At 41.6% G+C, this 17,524-nt stretch carries 20 protein-coding genes; 18 read left to right on the top strand and 2 right to left on the bottom strand.

Features of this window, described 5'->3' with window-relative positions; all coding sequences use genetic code 11:
- Positions 1–116: 116 nt before the first annotated feature.
- The 10 genes from KJS44_RS01970 to bsh all read left to right on the top strand — a co-directional run bounded on the left by KJS44_RS01970 (position 117) and on the right by bsh (position 10,624).
- Entirely contained in the window at positions 117–1,691 is a 1,575-nt protein-coding gene (locus KJS44_RS01970) for a type I restriction-modification system subunit M (protein WP_117526376.1), read from the top strand.
- Entirely contained in the window at positions 1,675–2,391 is a 717-nt protein-coding gene (locus tag KJS44_RS01975; protein WP_213540171.1) for a restriction endonuclease subunit S, read from the top strand. The genes KJS44_RS01970 and KJS44_RS01975 overlap by 17 nt, the downstream gene beginning before the upstream one ends.
- 2 nt (positions 2,392–2,393) lie before the next feature.
- The gene (locus KJS44_RS14730; protein WP_420844688.1) at positions 2,394–2,492 is read left to right on the top strand and encodes a hypothetical protein; all 99 of its coding nucleotides are present in this window, start codon (positions 2,394–2,396) and stop codon (positions 2,490–2,492) included.
- Positions 2,493–2,648: 156 nt separating this feature from the next.
- On the top strand, positions 2,649–3,329 hold the full coding sequence (locus KJS44_RS01985; protein ID WP_213540173.1) for a GTP pyrophosphokinase: 681 nt from the start codon (positions 2,649–2,651) through the stop codon (positions 3,327–3,329).
- Between the two features lie 35 nt (positions 3,330–3,364).
- Positions 3,365–4,924 (top strand): cardiolipin synthase, encoded by a 1,560-nt coding sequence (gene cls, locus KJS44_RS01990; protein WP_008396523.1) that lies wholly within the window; start codon positions 3,365–3,367, stop codon positions 4,922–4,924.
- Positions 4,925–5,134: 210 nt separating this feature from the next.
- Positions 5,135–6,568 carry a phospholipase D family protein gene (locus tag KJS44_RS01995; protein ID WP_008396524.1) on the top strand — a complete coding sequence of 478 codons (1,434 nt, stop codon included), beginning with the start codon at positions 5,135–5,137 and terminating at the stop codon, positions 6,566–6,568.
- A 17-nt stretch (positions 6,569–6,585) separates the two neighbouring features.
- On the top strand, positions 6,586–7,257 hold the full coding sequence (locus KJS44_RS02000) for a response regulator transcription factor (protein ID WP_368042499.1): 672 nt from the start codon (positions 6,586–6,588) through the stop codon (positions 7,255–7,257).
- Positions 7,257–8,300 carry a HAMP domain-containing sensor histidine kinase gene (locus KJS44_RS02005; RefSeq protein ID WP_005929825.1) on the top strand — a complete coding sequence of 348 codons (1,044 nt, stop codon included), beginning with the start codon at positions 7,257–7,259 and terminating at the stop codon, positions 8,298–8,300. The genes KJS44_RS02000 and KJS44_RS02005 overlap by 1 nt, the downstream gene beginning before the upstream one ends.
- A 33-nt stretch (positions 8,301–8,333) precedes the next feature.
- Positions 8,334–9,398 (top strand): FUSC family protein, encoded by a 1,065-nt coding sequence (locus tag KJS44_RS02010; RefSeq protein WP_213540174.1) that lies wholly within the window; start codon positions 8,334–8,336, stop codon positions 9,396–9,398.
- Positions 9,399–9,634: 236 nt separating this feature from the next.
- A complete protein-coding gene (gene bsh / locus KJS44_RS02020) occupies positions 9,635–10,624 on the top strand; it encodes a choloylglycine hydrolase (protein WP_008396540.1) in 990 nt (329 codons plus the stop codon).
- Positions 10,625–10,779: 155 nt separating this feature from the next.
- Here bsh and KJS44_RS02025 read toward each other — a convergent pair whose 3' ends face one another.
- Positions 10,780–11,289, bottom strand: coding sequence for an ImmA/IrrE family metallo-endopeptidase (locus KJS44_RS02025; protein ID WP_002576373.1), 510 nt, complete (start codon positions 11,287–11,289; stop codon positions 10,780–10,782).
- Between the two features lie 48 nt (positions 11,290–11,337).
- Complete coding sequence (locus tag KJS44_RS02030) at positions 11,338–11,754, bottom strand: helix-turn-helix domain-containing protein (protein ID WP_181985606.1); 417 nt, start codon at positions 11,752–11,754, stop codon at positions 11,338–11,340.
- A 201-nt stretch (positions 11,755–11,955) separates the two neighbouring features.
- On the opposite strand from KJS44_RS02030, the gene KJS44_RS02035 reads away from it, so the two are divergent.
- The 8 genes from KJS44_RS02035 (at position 11,956) to KJS44_RS02070 (ending at position 17,424) form a co-directional block, all read left to right on the top strand.
- Positions 11,956–13,191, top strand: coding sequence for a DNA polymerase Y family protein (locus tag KJS44_RS02035; protein WP_008396547.1), 1,236 nt, complete (start codon positions 11,956–11,958; stop codon positions 13,189–13,191).
- An 81-nt stretch (positions 13,192–13,272) separates the two neighbouring features.
- A complete protein-coding gene (locus KJS44_RS02040) occupies positions 13,273–13,533 on the top strand; it encodes a hypothetical protein (RefSeq protein ID WP_008396548.1) in 261 nt (86 codons plus the stop codon).
- Complete coding sequence (locus tag KJS44_RS02045; protein WP_008396551.1) at positions 13,530–14,261, top strand: ImmA/IrrE family metallo-endopeptidase; 732 nt, start codon at positions 13,530–13,532, stop codon at positions 14,259–14,261. Before KJS44_RS02040 ends, KJS44_RS02045 begins: the two co-directional genes overlap by 4 nt.
- Positions 14,258–14,518 carry a hypothetical protein gene (locus tag KJS44_RS02050; RefSeq protein ID WP_008396552.1) on the top strand — a complete coding sequence of 87 codons (261 nt, stop codon included), beginning with the start codon at positions 14,258–14,260 and terminating at the stop codon, positions 14,516–14,518. The genes KJS44_RS02045 and KJS44_RS02050 overlap by 4 nt, the downstream gene beginning before the upstream one ends.
- A gap of 217 nt (positions 14,519–14,735) precedes the next feature.
- On the top strand, positions 14,736–15,017 hold the full coding sequence (locus KJS44_RS02055; protein ID WP_158579098.1) for a helix-turn-helix domain-containing protein: 282 nt from the start codon (positions 14,736–14,738) through the stop codon (positions 15,015–15,017).
- Positions 15,018–15,489: 472 nt separating this feature from the next.
- Positions 15,490–15,912, top strand: coding sequence for a type II toxin-antitoxin system PemK/MazF family toxin (locus KJS44_RS02060; RefSeq protein ID WP_117965625.1), 423 nt, complete (start codon positions 15,490–15,492; stop codon positions 15,910–15,912).
- Positions 15,902–16,150, top strand: coding sequence for a DNA-binding protein (locus tag KJS44_RS02065; protein ID WP_207758530.1), 249 nt, complete (start codon positions 15,902–15,904; stop codon positions 16,148–16,150). Before KJS44_RS02060 ends, KJS44_RS02065 begins: the two co-directional genes overlap by 11 nt.
- 59 nt (positions 16,151–16,209) lie before the next feature.
- The gene (locus KJS44_RS02070; protein ID WP_178004994.1) at positions 16,210–17,424 is read left to right on the top strand and encodes a tyrosine-type recombinase/integrase; all 1,215 of its coding nucleotides are present in this window, start codon (positions 16,210–16,212) and stop codon (positions 17,422–17,424) included.
- The last annotated feature ends 100 nt before the right edge of the window (positions 17,425–17,524 follow it).

Raw genomic sequence — 17,524 nt, forward strand, 5'->3', positions numbered from 1 at the left:
TTCGCTGATAAGTCTATAATATTAACTGGATTATTATGCAAAAACCTCGAAAACTGATATTTACAAAGTAGTGTATATGAATGCGAGATATATTAAAATGAATTGGAGAAATCAATATGGCGCGAGCTGCATCTAAACCTAAGAAAGAAATTTCTATGGAGGAAGCTCTGTGGAAGTCCGCAGATAAACTCCGTGGTTCTGTTGAGCCAGCAGAATACAAACACGTCGTTCTCAGTCTTTTCTTCTTGAAGTTTGCCAGTGATAAGTTTGAGGCACAAAGGAAAGCTATTTCTGAAAAATACGGTGAGAAGTTTGTTGACAATGTTGCCTTCTATACGAAGGACAACGTGTTCTTCCTGCCTGAGATCAGCCGTTGGTCTTTTATCATGGAGAATGCGAAACAGGATGACATTGCGTTAAAAATTGACACCGCCCTCTATACGATTGAGAAAGCGAATCCCGCACTGAAAGGCGCACTGCCGGACAACTACTACTCACGTCTTCACATCGACACAGCAAAGCTGGCATCACTGCTGGACGAGATTGATAAGATCAACACGGGCGATAAAGAGAATGACATTATCGGGCGGGTTTACGAATACTTCCTGAGCAAGTTTGCACTTGCGGAAGGCAAAGGCAAGGGCGAGTTCTATACGCCGAAGTGCATTGTCAATTTGATTGCAGAAATGATTGAACCATATGATGGCATTCTCTATGACCCTTGCTGCGGTTCTGGCGGTATGTTTGTGCAGTCAATGAAGTTCGTGGAGGCACATCACGGCAACAAGAAGAAGGTCTCTATCTACGGTCAGGAGTATACAAACACAACGTATAAGCTGTGCAAAATGAATCTGGCTATCCGCGGCATCTCTGCAAACCTTGGAGAAATGGCAGCGAACACATTCACCAATGACCAGCACAAGGACCTCAAGGCAGATTACATTATGGCAAACCCGCCTTTTAACCAGAAAGAATGGCGTGGTGATAATGAGCTGACTGATGATCCGCGCTGGGACGGCTATGAAGTTCCACCCACGAGCAATGCAAACTATGGCTGGATTCTGAACATCGTTTCAAAGCTATCTCAGAACGGTGTTGCTGGGTTCCTGCTTGCAAACGGTGCACTCTCTGACGATGGCACAGAGCTGAAAATCCGCCGTCAGCTCATCGAGAACAATCTCGTTGAAGCAATCATCATCCTTCCCCGAAACCTCTTCTACACCACTGACATCAGCGTTACGCTTTGGATTCTGAATAAGAACAAAAAGGCTCGTGTGGTTGAAGAAAATAGCGAGGTAAAACGCTTCCGTAACCGTGAGAGGGAGATTCTTTTCATGGACTTGCGGCAAATGGGAAGCCCCTATGAAAAGAAGTACATTGAACTGACAGAAGAAGACCGTGCGAAGGTCACGAGCGTCTACCACGCATGGCAGCAGGAAGGCTATGAAGAAACTTATCAGAATGTGCCTGAGTTTTGTTACAGCGCATCTTTTGATGAGGTTGCAGAGAAGGGTTTTACCCTTGTTCCGAGCCGTTACATTGAGTTTGTAAACCGTGATGAGAATATCGACTTTGATACGAAAATGAAGATGCTGCAAAGCGAGCTTCGTGATCTGCTTGTTGCAGAAGAGAAGTCGAAGGCTGACCTGTTGACCGTGTTTAAGGAGCTGGGCTATGAAATCGAATTATGAACCCCTTGGTAAACATATTCAGCTTGTTGATTATCGGAACTCCGAGGAAGTCACCAGCACTGTTCTTGGCATAAGCATCGACAAAGAGTTTATACCTTCCGTCGCAAATGTAATTGGCACAGATTTGAGCCGGTATAAGCTAATCAGCAAGGGACTGTTTGCCTGTAACCCAATGCACGTTGGACGCGATGAACGTCTTCCGATTGCGCTCTATGAGAAAGGTAGCCCCGCAATAGTATCTCCGGCATATTTCATGTTTGAGATTATTGATCGCGACATCTTGAATGAAGAGTATTTGATGATGTGGTTTCGCAGACCGGAGTTTGATCGCGAGTGCTGGTTCATGACGGACGGCAGTGTTCGAGGCGGAATTACATGGGATGATTTTTGCCGTATAAAGCTCCCTGTTCCTTCCTACGCGAGACAATGTGAAATCGTCGAGTCCTACCGTGCAATCACCGACCGCATTGCTTTAAAAAGATCGGAAAATGATAATTTAGAGGCGCAAACACAGGCTCTTTTTGATGAACTCTTCCTTCGGGATGGAATGCCTGATTGCACTCTCAGCGAAATTGCTAATGTGAATCCAACTCGAACATTGTCAAAAGGCTGCATCGCTAAATGCTATGATATGTCCTGCCTTCCGACTCGTGGCTGCATCCCAGAAGGCGGCGAAATGAAAATTTGCAAGTTGACCTGATTTTGCTTCTGGATGAGTTTGATTATCCTCCGGTAACCATTGATGATGTTTACAAAGAGGTTTTGGAACAAGCAGAGAATTTCAAGAAGTATTCGGAATAATATATTGAGCGAAAATATGACGGACTTGTATGTAAACGCGATTGTAGAGAAAATTTAAGATAAAATGATTTGTTATCCAGTAATTCAAGGAGAACGAATCAACTATCAAAATAAATAATGTTTTGAAATCAGGGATGAGGTAGAAAGGAAAGTTCCATGACAAAAGATGAAGTAACAAAACTCAGGATGAACAGTCCGGAATCACTACAGTTTTTAAATAATGCTACAAAATTTTATAATTTAATGATGATGTATCGTTGTGCTATTCGGGAGATACAAACTAAGCTTGAGGTTTTGGATGATGAATTTTCAGTTGAGAACAATCGAAATCCTATTTCTTTTATAAAAACAAGAATTAAGAAGCCCAATAGTATTTACAATAAACTGCAGAAGATGGGATATGAATTTACAACAGAAAATATACAGACATATCTCAATGATGTAGCAGGCGTTCGAATAGTTTGTGCGTTTATTGACGATATTTATATGATATCAGATTTGATTACCCAACAGGATGATATTAAAGTTATTGAAATAAAAGATTATATAAAAAATCCAAAATCGAATGGTTATCGAAGCTATCATATGATTGTTGAAATACCAGTATTTTTTGCTAAGGGTAAAACACCTATGCGTGTAGAATTACAGATTCGAACCAATGGTATGGATTTCTGGGCAACATTGGAACATCAACTTCGCTATAAAAAAGGAATTGAAGAAATGCCTGGCTATGATGAGATAAGTGAAGAATTACTTCATTCTGCAAAAGCTATCATTGAAGCAGATAATGAAATGCAGAGAATAAAAGACAAAATTGGTATGTTCCACGAAATTTAGGGAGAAAACTGAGCAAGTAGGAAGGCGGAATATATATGAAACAAGATACTTTAGAGGGCAAAGCAAAAACAAAAAATGGGGTAAAACGGCTGTGTTTTTCCATAGTCTGCATTCTTCTAGAAGTAGTTTTTATTATTACTATTGTAACACGCTTAAATGAATATGCAGAAATCATAAATCTATTTACAAGGATTTTAAGTGGAATTTTAGTTTTGGGATTGTATGCATCAGATAAGACATCCTCTATGAAAATGCCTTGGGTCATCTTAATTCTAATTTTCCCAATTATGGGTGTAGGCCTGTATTTGTTGATTGGTTTGAATGGCGGCACACATAAAATGCGTGAGCGATATGCAGAAATTGATAGCAAATTGTTACCAATGCTTTCCGATAATCAGGAGTGCTTAAACAGAATAAACGAAACGATTCCGAAGGCAGGAAATATTGCAAGTTATATACAAAGAAATTCGCAGTATCCAATCTATCAGAATACGGATATTGTGTATTTTGATGAAGCAGTGAAAGGATTAGAGGCACAGCTTAAGGATTTGGAGAAAGCACAAAAGTTTATCTTTATGGAATATCATGCGATAGAAGACGCTGAAGCATGGCATAAGATTCAAGATGTTCTGGAAGAGCGAGTAAAAGCAGGTGTGGAAGTTAGAGTATTCTACGATGATATGGGTTCTATAGGCTTTATTAACACAGATTTTGTGAAAAAAATGGAGGCAATAGGAATTCATTGCCGTGTATTCAATCCGTTTATGCCAGGTTTAAATCTGTTTTTGAACAATCGTGATCATAGAAAAATAACAGTTATTGATGGAAAAGTCGGATTTACAGGTGGATATAATCTAGCAAACGAATATTTTAATTACACACACCCGTATGGACAGTGGAAAGATACAGGTATTCGTTTAGAAGGAGATGCTGTTCAGTCGCTTACAGTGACATTTTTAGAAATGTGGAATGCTGTTAGTGAAAAAGCTACGAATGATACTGATTTTAGTAAATACATTATTCATTACGATTATAAAGCACAGCAAACAGGTTTTGTTCAGCCTTATGCAGACAGTCCTATGGATAATGAGCAGGTCGGAGAAGAAGTTTATATCAGTATGATAAATAAAGCTGAAAAATATTGTTGGTTTATGACTCCATATCTAATCATAACAGATGAAATGACGCATGCGTTATGTCTGGCTGCTAAGCGAGGGGTAGACGTAAGAATTATCACACCTGGTATCCCTGATAAAAAATTCATTTATAATGTAACTCGTTCTTTTTATCATGGATTAGTTAAACATGGTGTTCGTGTTTATGAGTGGACTCCTGGTTTCTGTCATGCAAAAATGAGTGTGGCAGATGACTGTATGGCAACTTGTGGAACAATTAATTTGGATTATCGAAGTTTATATCACCATTTTGAAAACGGCTGTTTTATGGCAGATTGTCAGGCAGTTGTGGAAATAAAAAATGATCTGATAAGAACGATGGGAGAATGTCGTGATGTGACAGACCAATATCAAACCGGACGAAGTGCATATTTGCGACTGGGACAATTATTTATGAGATTATTTGCTGGATTGCTATAAGAATCTGATGAAACGACCTTTCAAAAAACAGTTGATTTAGAAGTTAACTGTTTTTGAAAGGCCGTTTTTGCTATATCTAACAGTCTGTTGTACAAAGAAGATTTTGCATGGATGAAAAAACAAACCTTGTTGAGGTTAAATTGAGTTTTCCATTGTATTGTATTGCTAATGAATAAGAATAAGAAATAAAAAGGAATCAGGTGATGTACAATGAAAAAGCATAAAATATGTAAAATCCTTCTTGTTATACTGGCAATTTTTTTATGTGTGGCTTTTTATGAATTGCTCGGAATCTGCGTTGCATATAAAAAGCAGCCGGAAGTGTCCAATACAACCAAAAAAGAAACAAAAAATGGGTCATGGAACGAATGCAGTGAAAATACAGAACGGGCAGTAATCATAGAAAAGAATCCAGAAGCGCTTTTACAAAGAGTGCGTTTGATCAAGAATGCAAAAAAGGAAATTATTCTTTCTACTTTTGCATTTCAATCCGATGAAAGTGGAAAATTGATCTTAGGAGCACTGCATGATGCGGCAGACAGAGGTGTACATATTCGTCTGTTAGTAGATGGAATGGAGAGCTGGATTGATATGGAAGGAAATCCGTATTTCTATGGATTATCTTCCCATGAGAATGTTGAAATTAAACTGTATAATAAGGCCAATCCGTTGAAACCGTGGAAAATGATGGGTAGAATGCATGATAAATATTTGATTGCAGATGGAAAGAGATATATTCTTGGGGGAAGAAATACATACAATTATTTCCTGGGTGATTTTCCGGGACATAAGAACTATGACAGAGACGTGTTAGTGGTTTGCGATGAACCTGAGAAAGAAAATTCAGTTAACCAGTTGTTAGAGTATTTTGAAACGATATGGGAACAAGAAGACAGTGATTATTTTCATGACAATAAAAAACTGGCAAATAGAAAATCTGTAAAGAACGCAGTTTTAGAGCTGCAGAACGGCTATCAGAAATATTTTGAAGAGAATAAGGAAAGAATCTGCGATACCGATTACACGGACGAAACTTTTGAGACAGAAAAGATTGCATTAGTGTCAAATCCTATTCACACAGGTTCCAAAGAACCAGTAGTGTGGTATCAGTTGGGAGAATTGATGAAAAATGCAAAAAATCGTGTGAAGATCCACACGCCATATATTATCTGTAATGATATGATGTATAACACATGGGAGGAGATTGCAGAGAACGTTTCAGATTTTTCTATCATGACAAATTCAGTTGCGAATAATGGGAATCCATTTGGGGCTGCCGATTATGCGAAAAACAGAAATAGAATCTTAAGTACAGGAATTAATATCTGGGAATATGAAGGCGGTTATTCATACCACGGAAAAAGTATTCTGATTGACGATGATCTGTCTGTAATCGGTTCCTTTAATATGGACATGAGAAGTGCATATCTGGATACGGAACTGATGCTTGTAATTCGCAGTAAAGATATTAATAAACAGTTGGAAGAGGGCATGATGGAATATGAAAGAGTGTCCCGCCAGGTATTGGAAGATGGAACCTATCGTGATCCATATCATGTAGAGCCAATCGAATTAACAAAGAAACGTCAGAGAAAAATATTTTTGGTACAGCATCTGCTTGGATGGGCAAGGTATCTGTTTTAATAAGGAGGAAGGAAAACGTGTTTCAAATATTGATTGTAGAAGATGATAAAGAATTAAGCCAGCTATTCCAAAAAGTGCTTGAGAAGAATGGATATCAAGTCAAAAGTGCATCGGATGGAGCAGAGGCATTAGAAGTATTGGTTAAGGAATATATTGATCTGATCATTTCTGATATTATGATGCCGGTTATGGATGGCTATGAACTGGTGTCAGAACTTCGCTCAGCAGGATATCAGATACCAGTGCTTATGATCACTGCGAAAGGTTCCTTTGATGATATGCGCCAGGGATTTCTTTCGGGAAGTGACGATTATATGGTAAAACCGGTAAATGTGAATGAAATGGTTTTAAGAGTCGGAGCACTGCTTCGCCGTGCACAGATACTGAATGAACACAAAATTGTGATCGGTTCAACAGAGTTTGATTATGATGCAATGACGGTTACAACTGATAAGGAAAGTCTTGTTTTGCCTAAAAAAGAATTCCTGCTTTTATATAAGCTTGCAGCTTCGCCAGGCAGAATATTTACAAAACAACAGTTGATGGATGAAGTATGGGGATACGAGACGGAGGCAGACCCACATACGATAGAGGTACATATAGGAAGAATCAGAGAGCGTTTTAAAGATAACCCTGATTTTGAAATCGTAACAATGCGTGGAATTGGATACAAGGTGGTGAAAAAATAATGGAACAAAAGAAAGAAAAAGGATTGCGGATCCGATCCTGTCTGACTGGTGCAATCTGGCTGGCACTTGTATTTTCAACAGTCATATCTGCTTTATTATTTGCTTTTTTGAATCATTTTTTTAATCTGCCGGGCAGCATACCTGTGCTTGGCTGGCTTTTGATTTTCAATACATTGATTGCAGGGCTGATCACTTCCTTTATTAATGCAAAGTTACTGGAACCAATTACAAGACTTAGTAAAGCAATGAAGGAAGTTTCTCGGGGAGATTTTGAACAGCATTTGGAAACGAATAGCCGTATAGCAGAAGTTGGAGAATCTTATCAAAGTTTTAACGTTATGACAAAAGAACTTCGTGCAACAGAGGTGCTGCAGATGGATTTTGTATCTGATGTTTCTCATGAGTTTAAGACCCCGATTAATGCCATTGAAGGATATACAATGCTGCTTCAGGGAGAAGAACTGTCTCCGGATCAAGAGGAATATGTAGAAAAAATCTTATTTAACACCCAAAGACTTTCCGGATTGGTTGGTAATATTTTGCTGTTATCCAAGTTAGAGAATCAGAATATACCAATGAAAAAAACAGAATATCGTCTGGATGAACAGATCCGCCAGGCAGTTCTTTCATTGGAAACAAAATGGACAGAAAAAGAAATTGGTTTTCAGGTAGAATTGGAGGAAGTTAAATATACTGCGAATGAAGGACTTTTTATGCATATCTGGATAAATCTTTTAGATAATGCGATTAAGTTCAGCCCTTCAAAGGGGACAATTACGATGTTTCTGAAACAAGAACAGGATTCTGTTAAGTTCATTCTGGAAGATGAAGGACCAGGAATAGAGGATGATGTAAAATCCAGAATATTTGACAAGTTCTATCAGGTAGATGGATCTCATAAAGCAGAAGGAAATGGCCTAGGTCTTGCACTTGTAAAACGGATTGTAGATAGTGCCGGAGGAACAATCAAAGCAGAAAACCGTGAATATGGTGGATGCAGATTTGTTATAGAGCTGCCAAAGCAGAAAGATGAGATTATCTAGTTTTAAGATAAATTAGAAGATGAGAGGATTTATATGACATTTTATCAGGAGTTGCAGTTAAATCAGGCAGGTTCTAAAAACCTGTTGAAAAAGAGTGAAACACTAAAAGAAAAACTATATCATATGTGGGTATATCTGGTGAAGATAGCTGCTACAATGGCATTTTGTTTTTTCTTTGTTAGTATTTTCAGCATCCTATTTGGAAATGAGAACAGCATTGTAGGTGTAGTAGTCTTATTATGTCTCATGGTGTTTAGGAATGCGGATCTGGGGATCCACACCGGACAATCTACGATGCTTTTGGCTTTGTTCTTTGTAATTATGACTGTATGTCCGCATTTAGCAAATCAGTTTTCACCGGTATTGGGAATGCTGTTAAATATTGCGGCACTGGCTGTGTTGATTCTGTTCGGATGCCATAATCCATCCATGTTTAATCAATCTACATTGGTTCTTGGGTATCTGCTGCTATATGGTTATGATGTTACGGGAAAAAGCTATCAGATGCGATTAGTCGGAATGGCTTTAGGTGCAGCACTTACCTGCTTCGTATTTTATCGAAATCATAAAAACAGAACTTATAAAAAAAATCTGAAAGATCTGATACAAGAATTTGATATCACTTCTTCCAGAACAAAATGGCAGATATGTCAGATTTTATGCGTACCGATTGTCCTTTGCATTGCAGAACTTTGTAATATGCCACGTGCAATGTGGGCTGGTATTGCGGCCATGTCCGTGATTTTGCCGTCTATGGAAGATATGCACTACAGAGTCCGTAAAAGGATTGTCGGAAATATTGCAGGTGTTATATGTTTTACAGTATTATATTTTCTGCTTCCTTCGTCAATCTATGCATATATAGGAATTCTTGGTGGAATCGGTGTAGGATTTTCAGCACAATATGGCTGGCAGGCAGTATTTAACACATTTGGTGCTTTAGCCATTGCTGCAGAGACATATGGACTACAAGGAGCGGTTAGTCTTAGAGTGAGTCAAAATGTTTTTGGTGTTGTGTTTGCTTTAGCATTTTGTGTTATATTTTATTGGTTTATGCCTAAAAAAAAGGAAAGTGAGGTGACCGTACATGCAGAGTGAAGTGAATCAGGAAGAAAATTTGAATAGAATTATTACGGTTCCTAATCTTCTTTCTTTTTTCGGCTTTGTCTGATTCCGGTAATTATATGGAGTTATTGTGTAAAGAAAAATCCTCGAATGAATGCAGGGAAGTGACCGAAAAGTACCGCACAGGACGGAGTGCATATTTATGGCTCGGACAGTTGTTTATGAGATTGTTTGCAGGATTATTATAGCAGAAAGAAGAGGTGTTCGATATGTGTACAGCAGCAACTTACAAAACAAAAGATTTTTATATGGGCAGAACGCTTGATTATGAATTTTCCTATGGGGAACAGATCACGATAACGCCAAGAAATTACGAATTTGATTTCCGGTTTGCCGGGAAGATAAAAAGCCATTATGCTTTGATCGGAATGGCATTTGTTGCAGAAGGTTATCCGCTTTATTATGATGCTGTTAATGAAAAAGGCCTTGGAATGGCAGGTCTTAATTTTGTCGGCAATGCGGCATATGAAGAGGCTTTGCCGGAAGATGAAACAGAAGTCAGCCAGGTGGCACAGTTCGAGTTCATCCCATGGATCCTTACACAGTGTGCTACTGTAGCAGAGGCGAGAGAGAAGCTGGCAGCAATGAGACTGACAGGTACAGCATTCAGTGAACAGCTGCCGACAGCACAGCTTCACTGGATCATTGCAGACAAAGACTCCTGTATCGTTGTTGAGTCTATGAAAGATGGGCTGCATGTATATGATAATCCGGTAGGAGTGCTTACCAATAATCCACCATTCCCGAGTCAGATGTTTGCACTGAATAATTATGCCGGAGTATCCAGAAAACAGCCGGAGAGTACTTTTGCAGGAGTATTACAGCTTGATGCATATAGCAGAGGAATGGGTGGAATGGGAATACCTGGAGATCTTTCCAGCCAGTCAAGATTTGTGAAAGTTGCCTTTACAAAATTAAATTCGATCTCCGGTGAAGAAGAGGATGAGAGTGTAAGTCAGTTCTTCCATATCTTAGGATCCGTAGATCAGCAGCGTGGATGCTGTGAGGTGACAGAAGGCAAATATGAGATCACGATATACACGTCCTGTTGTAATACAGCAAAAGGTATTTACTATTATACGACTTATGATAATCATCAGATCACAGCGGTTGACATGCATGCGGAAAATCTGGATTCAGATCAGCTGATCTGTTATCCGCTTCTGTCCAAGGGCGAAGTCAGATGGCAGAATAAATAATACGAAAATGCACGGAGAAAGCATAACGCAGAACAACAGGAGGACAATATCGAGATTGTATGGAATGCAGATGTTAGGTTGATAATTGTGCAAGCACCGCCTGCACAATTTGTGCAACAAAAAAGAGGAGCCAGTCCAGACTCCTCAAAGGTACGTTATTTCAAAAAGTTGCTCTTGTGTTCCAGCGCGTGCAGATTATAGCCAAGTGTAGCCAGGTGCGCTACCTTCAGCGCAACCAGATTGATGTCGGTGGACATCGCACTGGCAATCTGCTCGGCTGTGTATCCATACTCATAGATGTAACGAAGGACTTCATCGCTGTCCATCAGAATCTCTGCTGCTACGATGTTCGCTTCATATTCCGGTTTGGATTTCATATCGTAGAGCATGAACTCATGAATCGGGGTGGTTTTCGCCATATTCCGGTGAAGCTGATCATGCCCTAATTCATGTGCGCACACGATGCGCAGCATATTTTCATCCAGACTGTTATTCAGGAAAATAAAGCGATTTCGCTTAATCACCCGGTACATTCCCTTCAGGGAACCGAAATTTTCGCAAAGCATGACATTGATACCAAGCTGCCTTGCAATTTCAAAAGGGTCTCTGGAACCGCAGCGTTTTACCAGTTTCTCACCGACCCGTGAAAGCTGTTCCGCATTCATCATACCACCTCCAGTTTACAGTATAGCGAAAAGTGTGTACGATAAATATCACTGATCGGTTTTTTTACGCCTCGTTTTCGGGGCGTATTTTTTATTGTTCTCTTTGGCAATCCAGTAGGCATCGGTCAGAGCTTTATATGCTCCTTCGATGGCATCCTCGCTTAATTCGCCGCCAGCGAACATACCGGTCACTTCGCTGACCAGTTCTTCAATATCTTTCGCTGCTTTTGCGCCGCCTTTTTCATGGGCTTCTACAACATAGGTGCCGCTGCTTCCCAGCAGATACTCAGTAGTAGTATTCAGCGCATCCGCGATCTTCTGGATCGTAACCATATTGGATGGTTTACGGCTGCCAAGCTCATAATTCTGAATTGTGCGGGCGGTTACACCGGCCTTCTCTGCAAGTTCTACCTGAGTTAAATTGGCTTCTGTTCTTTTTTCTTTCAACCTTTCTTTGAAGACCATAGGAATACCTCTTTCTTTTTTGATTACGAACACGAACGCTTTTTCATAAAAAACTATTGACACGAAAAACTGTGCTTGCTATAATGACGATGGAAACACGAAATACAATTCGTGTAATTATAGTATCACAAGAAATGCTGTGTGTCAATGCGTTCGTGAAAAGTTGTTCGTGCTTTCACGAACGGAGAGGAGGAATACGGGATGCAAAGGGTGATTCTTCATTGTGATATGAATAACTTCTATGCCTCTGTCGAGTGTATGCTGAACCCGGAACTGAAGAACAAGCCGGTGGCAGTGTGCGGTTCTGTGGAGGAACGGCATGGCATCGTACTTGCGAAGAACTATGCAGCAAAGGCGTTTGGCGTTTCCACGGGAGAGGCAATCTGGCAAGCAAAGCAGAAGTGCCAGGATCTTGTGATCGTGGAGCCGCACTATGAGCAATATATGAAGTTTTCAAAGCTGGCTCGTGGGATATACGGTCGCTATACCGATCAGATCGAGCCGTATGGGATGGACGAATGCTGGCTGGATGTGACCGGAAGCGGCTGCATGGGAACCGGATTTGAAATCGCAGATGAGATTCGCAGAACGGTTAAGTTTGAATTGGGACTTACGATTTCCGCAGGAGTGAGCTTCAATAAGATTTTTGCCAAGCTTGGGTCGGATATGAAAAAGCCGGATGCGATTACCTGCATCGAAGCAGATTCGTTCCAGGAGAAGATTTGGTGTCTTCCCGCCTCTGACTTGCTTGGAGTCGGCAGAGCGACCGAGAAGGTTCTGTCCGGTTATGGGATTCATACCATTGGAGAGCTTGCTGCAACATCGGATGATTTCTTGAAGTGCCGCCTTGGAAAGAATGGACTGGCGATTAAGAAATATGCCAATGGACTGGATGATTCGCCGGTTATGCGTTCCGATTATGTCTCCCCAGTAAAGAGCATTGGGCACGGAATAACGACCATGCAGGATTTGGAGAATAACGCCGAAGTCTGGTGTGTCATGCTGGAACTGGTGCAGGAGATCGGAACCAAGCTGCGAGCACATAAAAAGAAAGCTGGCGGAATAGCGATTTCCATCCGCAACAACGAGCTTTACACGAAAGAGTGGCAGTGCCGGATTGGTATTCCGACACAAAGCCCTACCTATCTGGCGAAAACCGCATTTGCACTGTTTGCAAAGAACTATCAGTGGGAGCATCCGATTCGTTCAGTGACGGTTCGGGCAATCAACCTGTTTGAAGAGGATTGTCCGATACAATACGACCTATTCACCGACGTGAAATCACTGGATCGCCAGGAACGGCTGGACGCAGCGATTGAGCAGATTCGATTCCGATTCGGGAAAGATGCGATTAAAAATGGGGTACTTTTTCAGAAAAGCAAGATGCCGACAGAGCGAAAAGTGGATTTGGTTATGCCGACAGGAATGATTGGTTAATACAGCACCGGTAGAATCTGGTGAGTTCTTTGCTAAAAGAAGTCAACACATTCGCCGGTTTACAGAGGAGGAGCGTAGAATATGTCGGAACAGAAATGTAGAAAAGTATATGTACCTGTGAACTTAGATGTGGATGCAGAGGGAAATATTCGCCCGCGCCTAATTCGATGGATTGACGGACGGGTGTATGAGATCGACCGATTGAAGCATAAGTGCCGAGCTTCTTCCACGAAAGTGGGCGGCTGCGGAATTCGTTATACGGTCATGATCGGTGGGCATGAGAGTTTTCTGTTCAACGAAGATGAAAAATGGTTCGTTGAGGCAAAGGAGCAGTGCCTATGATCCTTTCACAGAAAAAAATAGAAGAAATCGCTGTTGCAGTGATAAGAGATTTTCAAAAGTCCTTTTTCGGCAGCGAAGCAGATGATCCGGCAAGATTTGCGCTTCCGACACCCATTGACCAGTTTGCATCCGATTATCTGAACCTGAAGGTGTCATTTCAAAAGTTGTCCTCGGACGGAAGCATCTATGGTCTGACCGCGTATGTGGATACAGAATATCAGATAGAGGTTGATGGAAGTCAGAGGAGCATCTTCCTGAAAACTAATGATGTGGTTCTGGACAAGAGTTTCATTGAACCAGAGAATATTCGGAAACTCTGCGGAAAACGCAGATTTACGCTGGCACATGAGTGCGCTCACCAGATATTGTTTCAGCTGGATGCCGATGACCGAAAGATAGCCTGCCATAAGAGACCGGAAGTGAGGAAAAAAGGTTCCCGCGTTCTGAGAACGCAGGAAGATTGGAACGAGTGGCAGGCCAATTCGCTGGGAGCTGCCATCCTGATGCCCCAGTTAGAAGTGGATCGGGCGATGTGGTTCATCAACAGCAGAAAGCCTCTGACATGTTATGGATGGCGTTTTTATAACAAAGACCAGGTGAAGATAGATACTTTCTGTGGTGTCTTTGGCGTTTCGAGATCGGCAGCTGCTATCCGCTTGGAACAACTGGGCTATCTGAACCGGAAAAAGGATTATGAATATCGTGATCCATTGGAGGTGTGGCCATGAGCAGGAATATCAGAGTATCGGAACCATCTGCGGAAATGCAGATTAAAATCATCCGGGCAAAGGATGCGATTGCTTCGCAAAAGCCCAGGATTGTCAGGTGCCCTTATTGCCGACACAATTCAATCATCGTCTTTGAGGATACCAGAGGACATGTGCAGACCAAATGTAAGGCCTGCGGACGCGAGACCGTCTTCAATGTTTTGGAGATGAGAAGATTACGGAGATTGCAGCTCTACTATTCGTCTTTGAATGGTTGAGATGACAATAAATAACCCTATTAACATAATTTTATAAGTCATAGCTGTGCTGTGGAGCCGCTGATAGGCGAAGTCTTCCGAATGCCGCATGAGACAGAATTATGGGATACCCATGTTCTGTTTTATCGGCACAGGATTTTTTCTTCACCGTCATGCGGCTCTTTTTTTGACCTTCCGTCGATCCGGTTCTGTACCGGCTGTGCGGAAGGAGAAACGTATGTATTACGATCAGCATGTATGTGGAGCAAGAATTCAGGAATTACGCAAATCAAAAGGGTATACGCAGGAGGCCCTGGCTGAGGCGATTGATATTGATGCAAAACGCATTTCCAAAATTGAGCGCGGAGTAATATCGGCATCTTATAATGACATGATTTTGTTTTCGGAATTCTTTGGAGTAACGCTGGATTATCTGATCATTGGCAAGAGACAGGATGTGGATGCGTTGAAAAAGAAAGTGCAGGATGCCATTACGCAGCTTCAGGAAGCACTGATGTGAACTCGCAAAATTAGGTGGGCAAAGTCGCAGTTTCCGGCGTGTTATGTAAAACCGCATTCTTTTATACTTACTTTACAGCTAAGGCAACAAGGCTGATGAACTATGAAAATTGAATACTCATTCTCCAAGTACATTACTGACAGAACGAGCCTTCGACTGCACGCCATGATGCCCAACAGGGGCGAAGCGGAATCGCAGCAGCAAATGTCGGATTGCAACCGACGGTGGTGTAAAAGCCTGTCAGGGACAATGATACTTCCGTAATTCGCGGTCCGGCCATAAAGAAGGCGGGATGGTTAAATTCCAATGGAGCAGTGAAGCACACTGCCGCTTGTGAGAAATCCCCGATCTCTGGGGTGCTAAGAAAAAGTACAGAGAAACCATATTTTAAGAAAGGCTGTCAGAATAAAGCATTTGTATTATTTTCTGTCAGCTTTTATCCATAGATGATTATGGGATTGGAGGCAACCAGATGAAAGAAAACTGGGTTTACCGGCGAGGAGATATTTACCTTGCCAATCTTGGTGTTCCGATAGGATCAAAGCAGGGCGGTGTTCGTCCGGTAGTGGTTCTTCAGAACGATGTCGGCAACTTTTATTCGCCGACGATTACGGTTGCTCCTCTGACAACGAAGATACAAAAGAAAAGAAACCAGCCGACACATTATTTTCTTCGGAAGGCAAAAGGGCTGGCAAGATCTTCGATGGTATTGGCGGAGCAGCTTGATACATGTGATAAGACCTGTGTGATTCGGTATCTCGGCAAGGTAAGCAAGGGACAGATGCGCGGAATTGATGAAGCTGTGAAAGTGCAGCTTGGATATTATATTCCGGAACAGGCAGAGAAAAAAAGGCAAGGCAAATGCCGAAAGGAAGTGAATTTTGATGGTGGATAAATTGATTAAGCGTAAAGAAGCCGCTGAGATGTTGGGGATTAGCCTGGACACCTTGGATCATGCAAGAATGGAAGGGTTGATCACTTACGTTCAGTATGTTGAGAATGGCTGTGTTTATTTTACTGAAGTTGGACTTCAGGAGTATATTGCAAGGTCTACACACCGTGCAAGGCCGAAGGATAACAATCCGACTTTCCGAAAGAAGAGAACAGTCAGGAGCGAAATTCGACATCGTTGAGTATTGGCAGGTTATTCGCAATAATGAATATATCAGCTAAAAGTTTGGAGGTGTCGAAGATGGCAAGAAAAAGATATGCGATTCCTCAGTACGGAACCGTCATCATGGCGGGTAAGGAATATTACCGGACTCGAATTGAGGATGCTGATGGAAAGCGGGTGGCGTTGTATGGTAGAACCCGTGAAGAACTATATGATAAGGTGCTCGAAGCGAGAGAGCAGATTGAGGATAATACATTTCGCAGATCATCCCCCACAGTAAAGGAGTATTGCGAAAAGTGGCTGTTGTTACAATCCGCACAGGTAAGAGCCACTACTTTGACGGATTACACATCGAAAGTAAACCGGCATATTATAAAGCCTCTGGGTCATATGAATATAGCAGATGTTACAGCAGATGATATTCGTCTGGCACTGGTTCCGGTATCCAAAAAATCAGCGTCTGTGTACAAATCGGTTAATATACTTTATAAGAGCATTTTTGCGGCGGCAAAAGAAAGCAAAGTGATTCAGGACAATCCTACAATTTATTTGTCTGGAAAGAACGGAGGCGTTCCTCAAAAAGAGAAAAACCCTTTGACTGATGATCAGGTGGAGAGATTGCTGGATGCGATAAGAGGACTGCCGCCGTATGTATTTGTGATGCTTGGTTTGTATGCGGGGCTTCGGCGAGAAGAAATTCTTGCATTGCAGTGGGATTCAGTTTTTCTGGATGAAGCAGCACCGTATTTGACAGTGTGCAGAGCTTGGCATACAGAGCACAATCGACCGGTAATAATGTCTGAACTGAAAACAAAGGCTGCTCATCGAGATGTACCGCTTCCTGATTGCCTGACGAAATGCCTGAGAGAAGCAAAGGAGACTTCCACATCAGACTATGTTGTTGCGAACAGCGAGGGTGAACCGCTTTCATATACGCAGTTTAAGAGGCTCTGGCAGTATATTGTGACCAGAACTGTAAAGGAACGGAGCTACTACCGTTATGAGAATGGAAAACGAGTGAAGCATACGGTGAAACCGGTGCTGGGCGAAAGAGCTGCGCATAATGGAAAGGTGGTTTATAGCTTAGACTTTGAAGTGACACCACATTTGCTGCGGCATACTTATATTACAAATCTTATTCACGCATCGGTTGATCCTAAAACAGTTCAATATCTTGCCGGTCATGAGAACAGCAAGATAACGATGGACATTTATGCAAAGGCAAAGTATAACCGGCCTGATGAACTGGCGGGCATATTAGAGGATACCTTTACACTGTGGGATGCAGAATAGGCCAGACAGTTTCATGAATGAGATCAAAAAGAGTAGGGATAATCCCTGCTCTTTTTACATATAGCCGACATCCTTGAGAACCGGAGCAGCATTCTGGATA

The sequence above is a fragment of the Longicatena caecimuris genome, assembly GCF_018406465.1.
Classification (GTDB): Bacteria; Bacillota_I; Bacilli_A; order Erysipelotrichales; family Erysipelotrichaceae; genus Longicatena; species Longicatena caecimuris.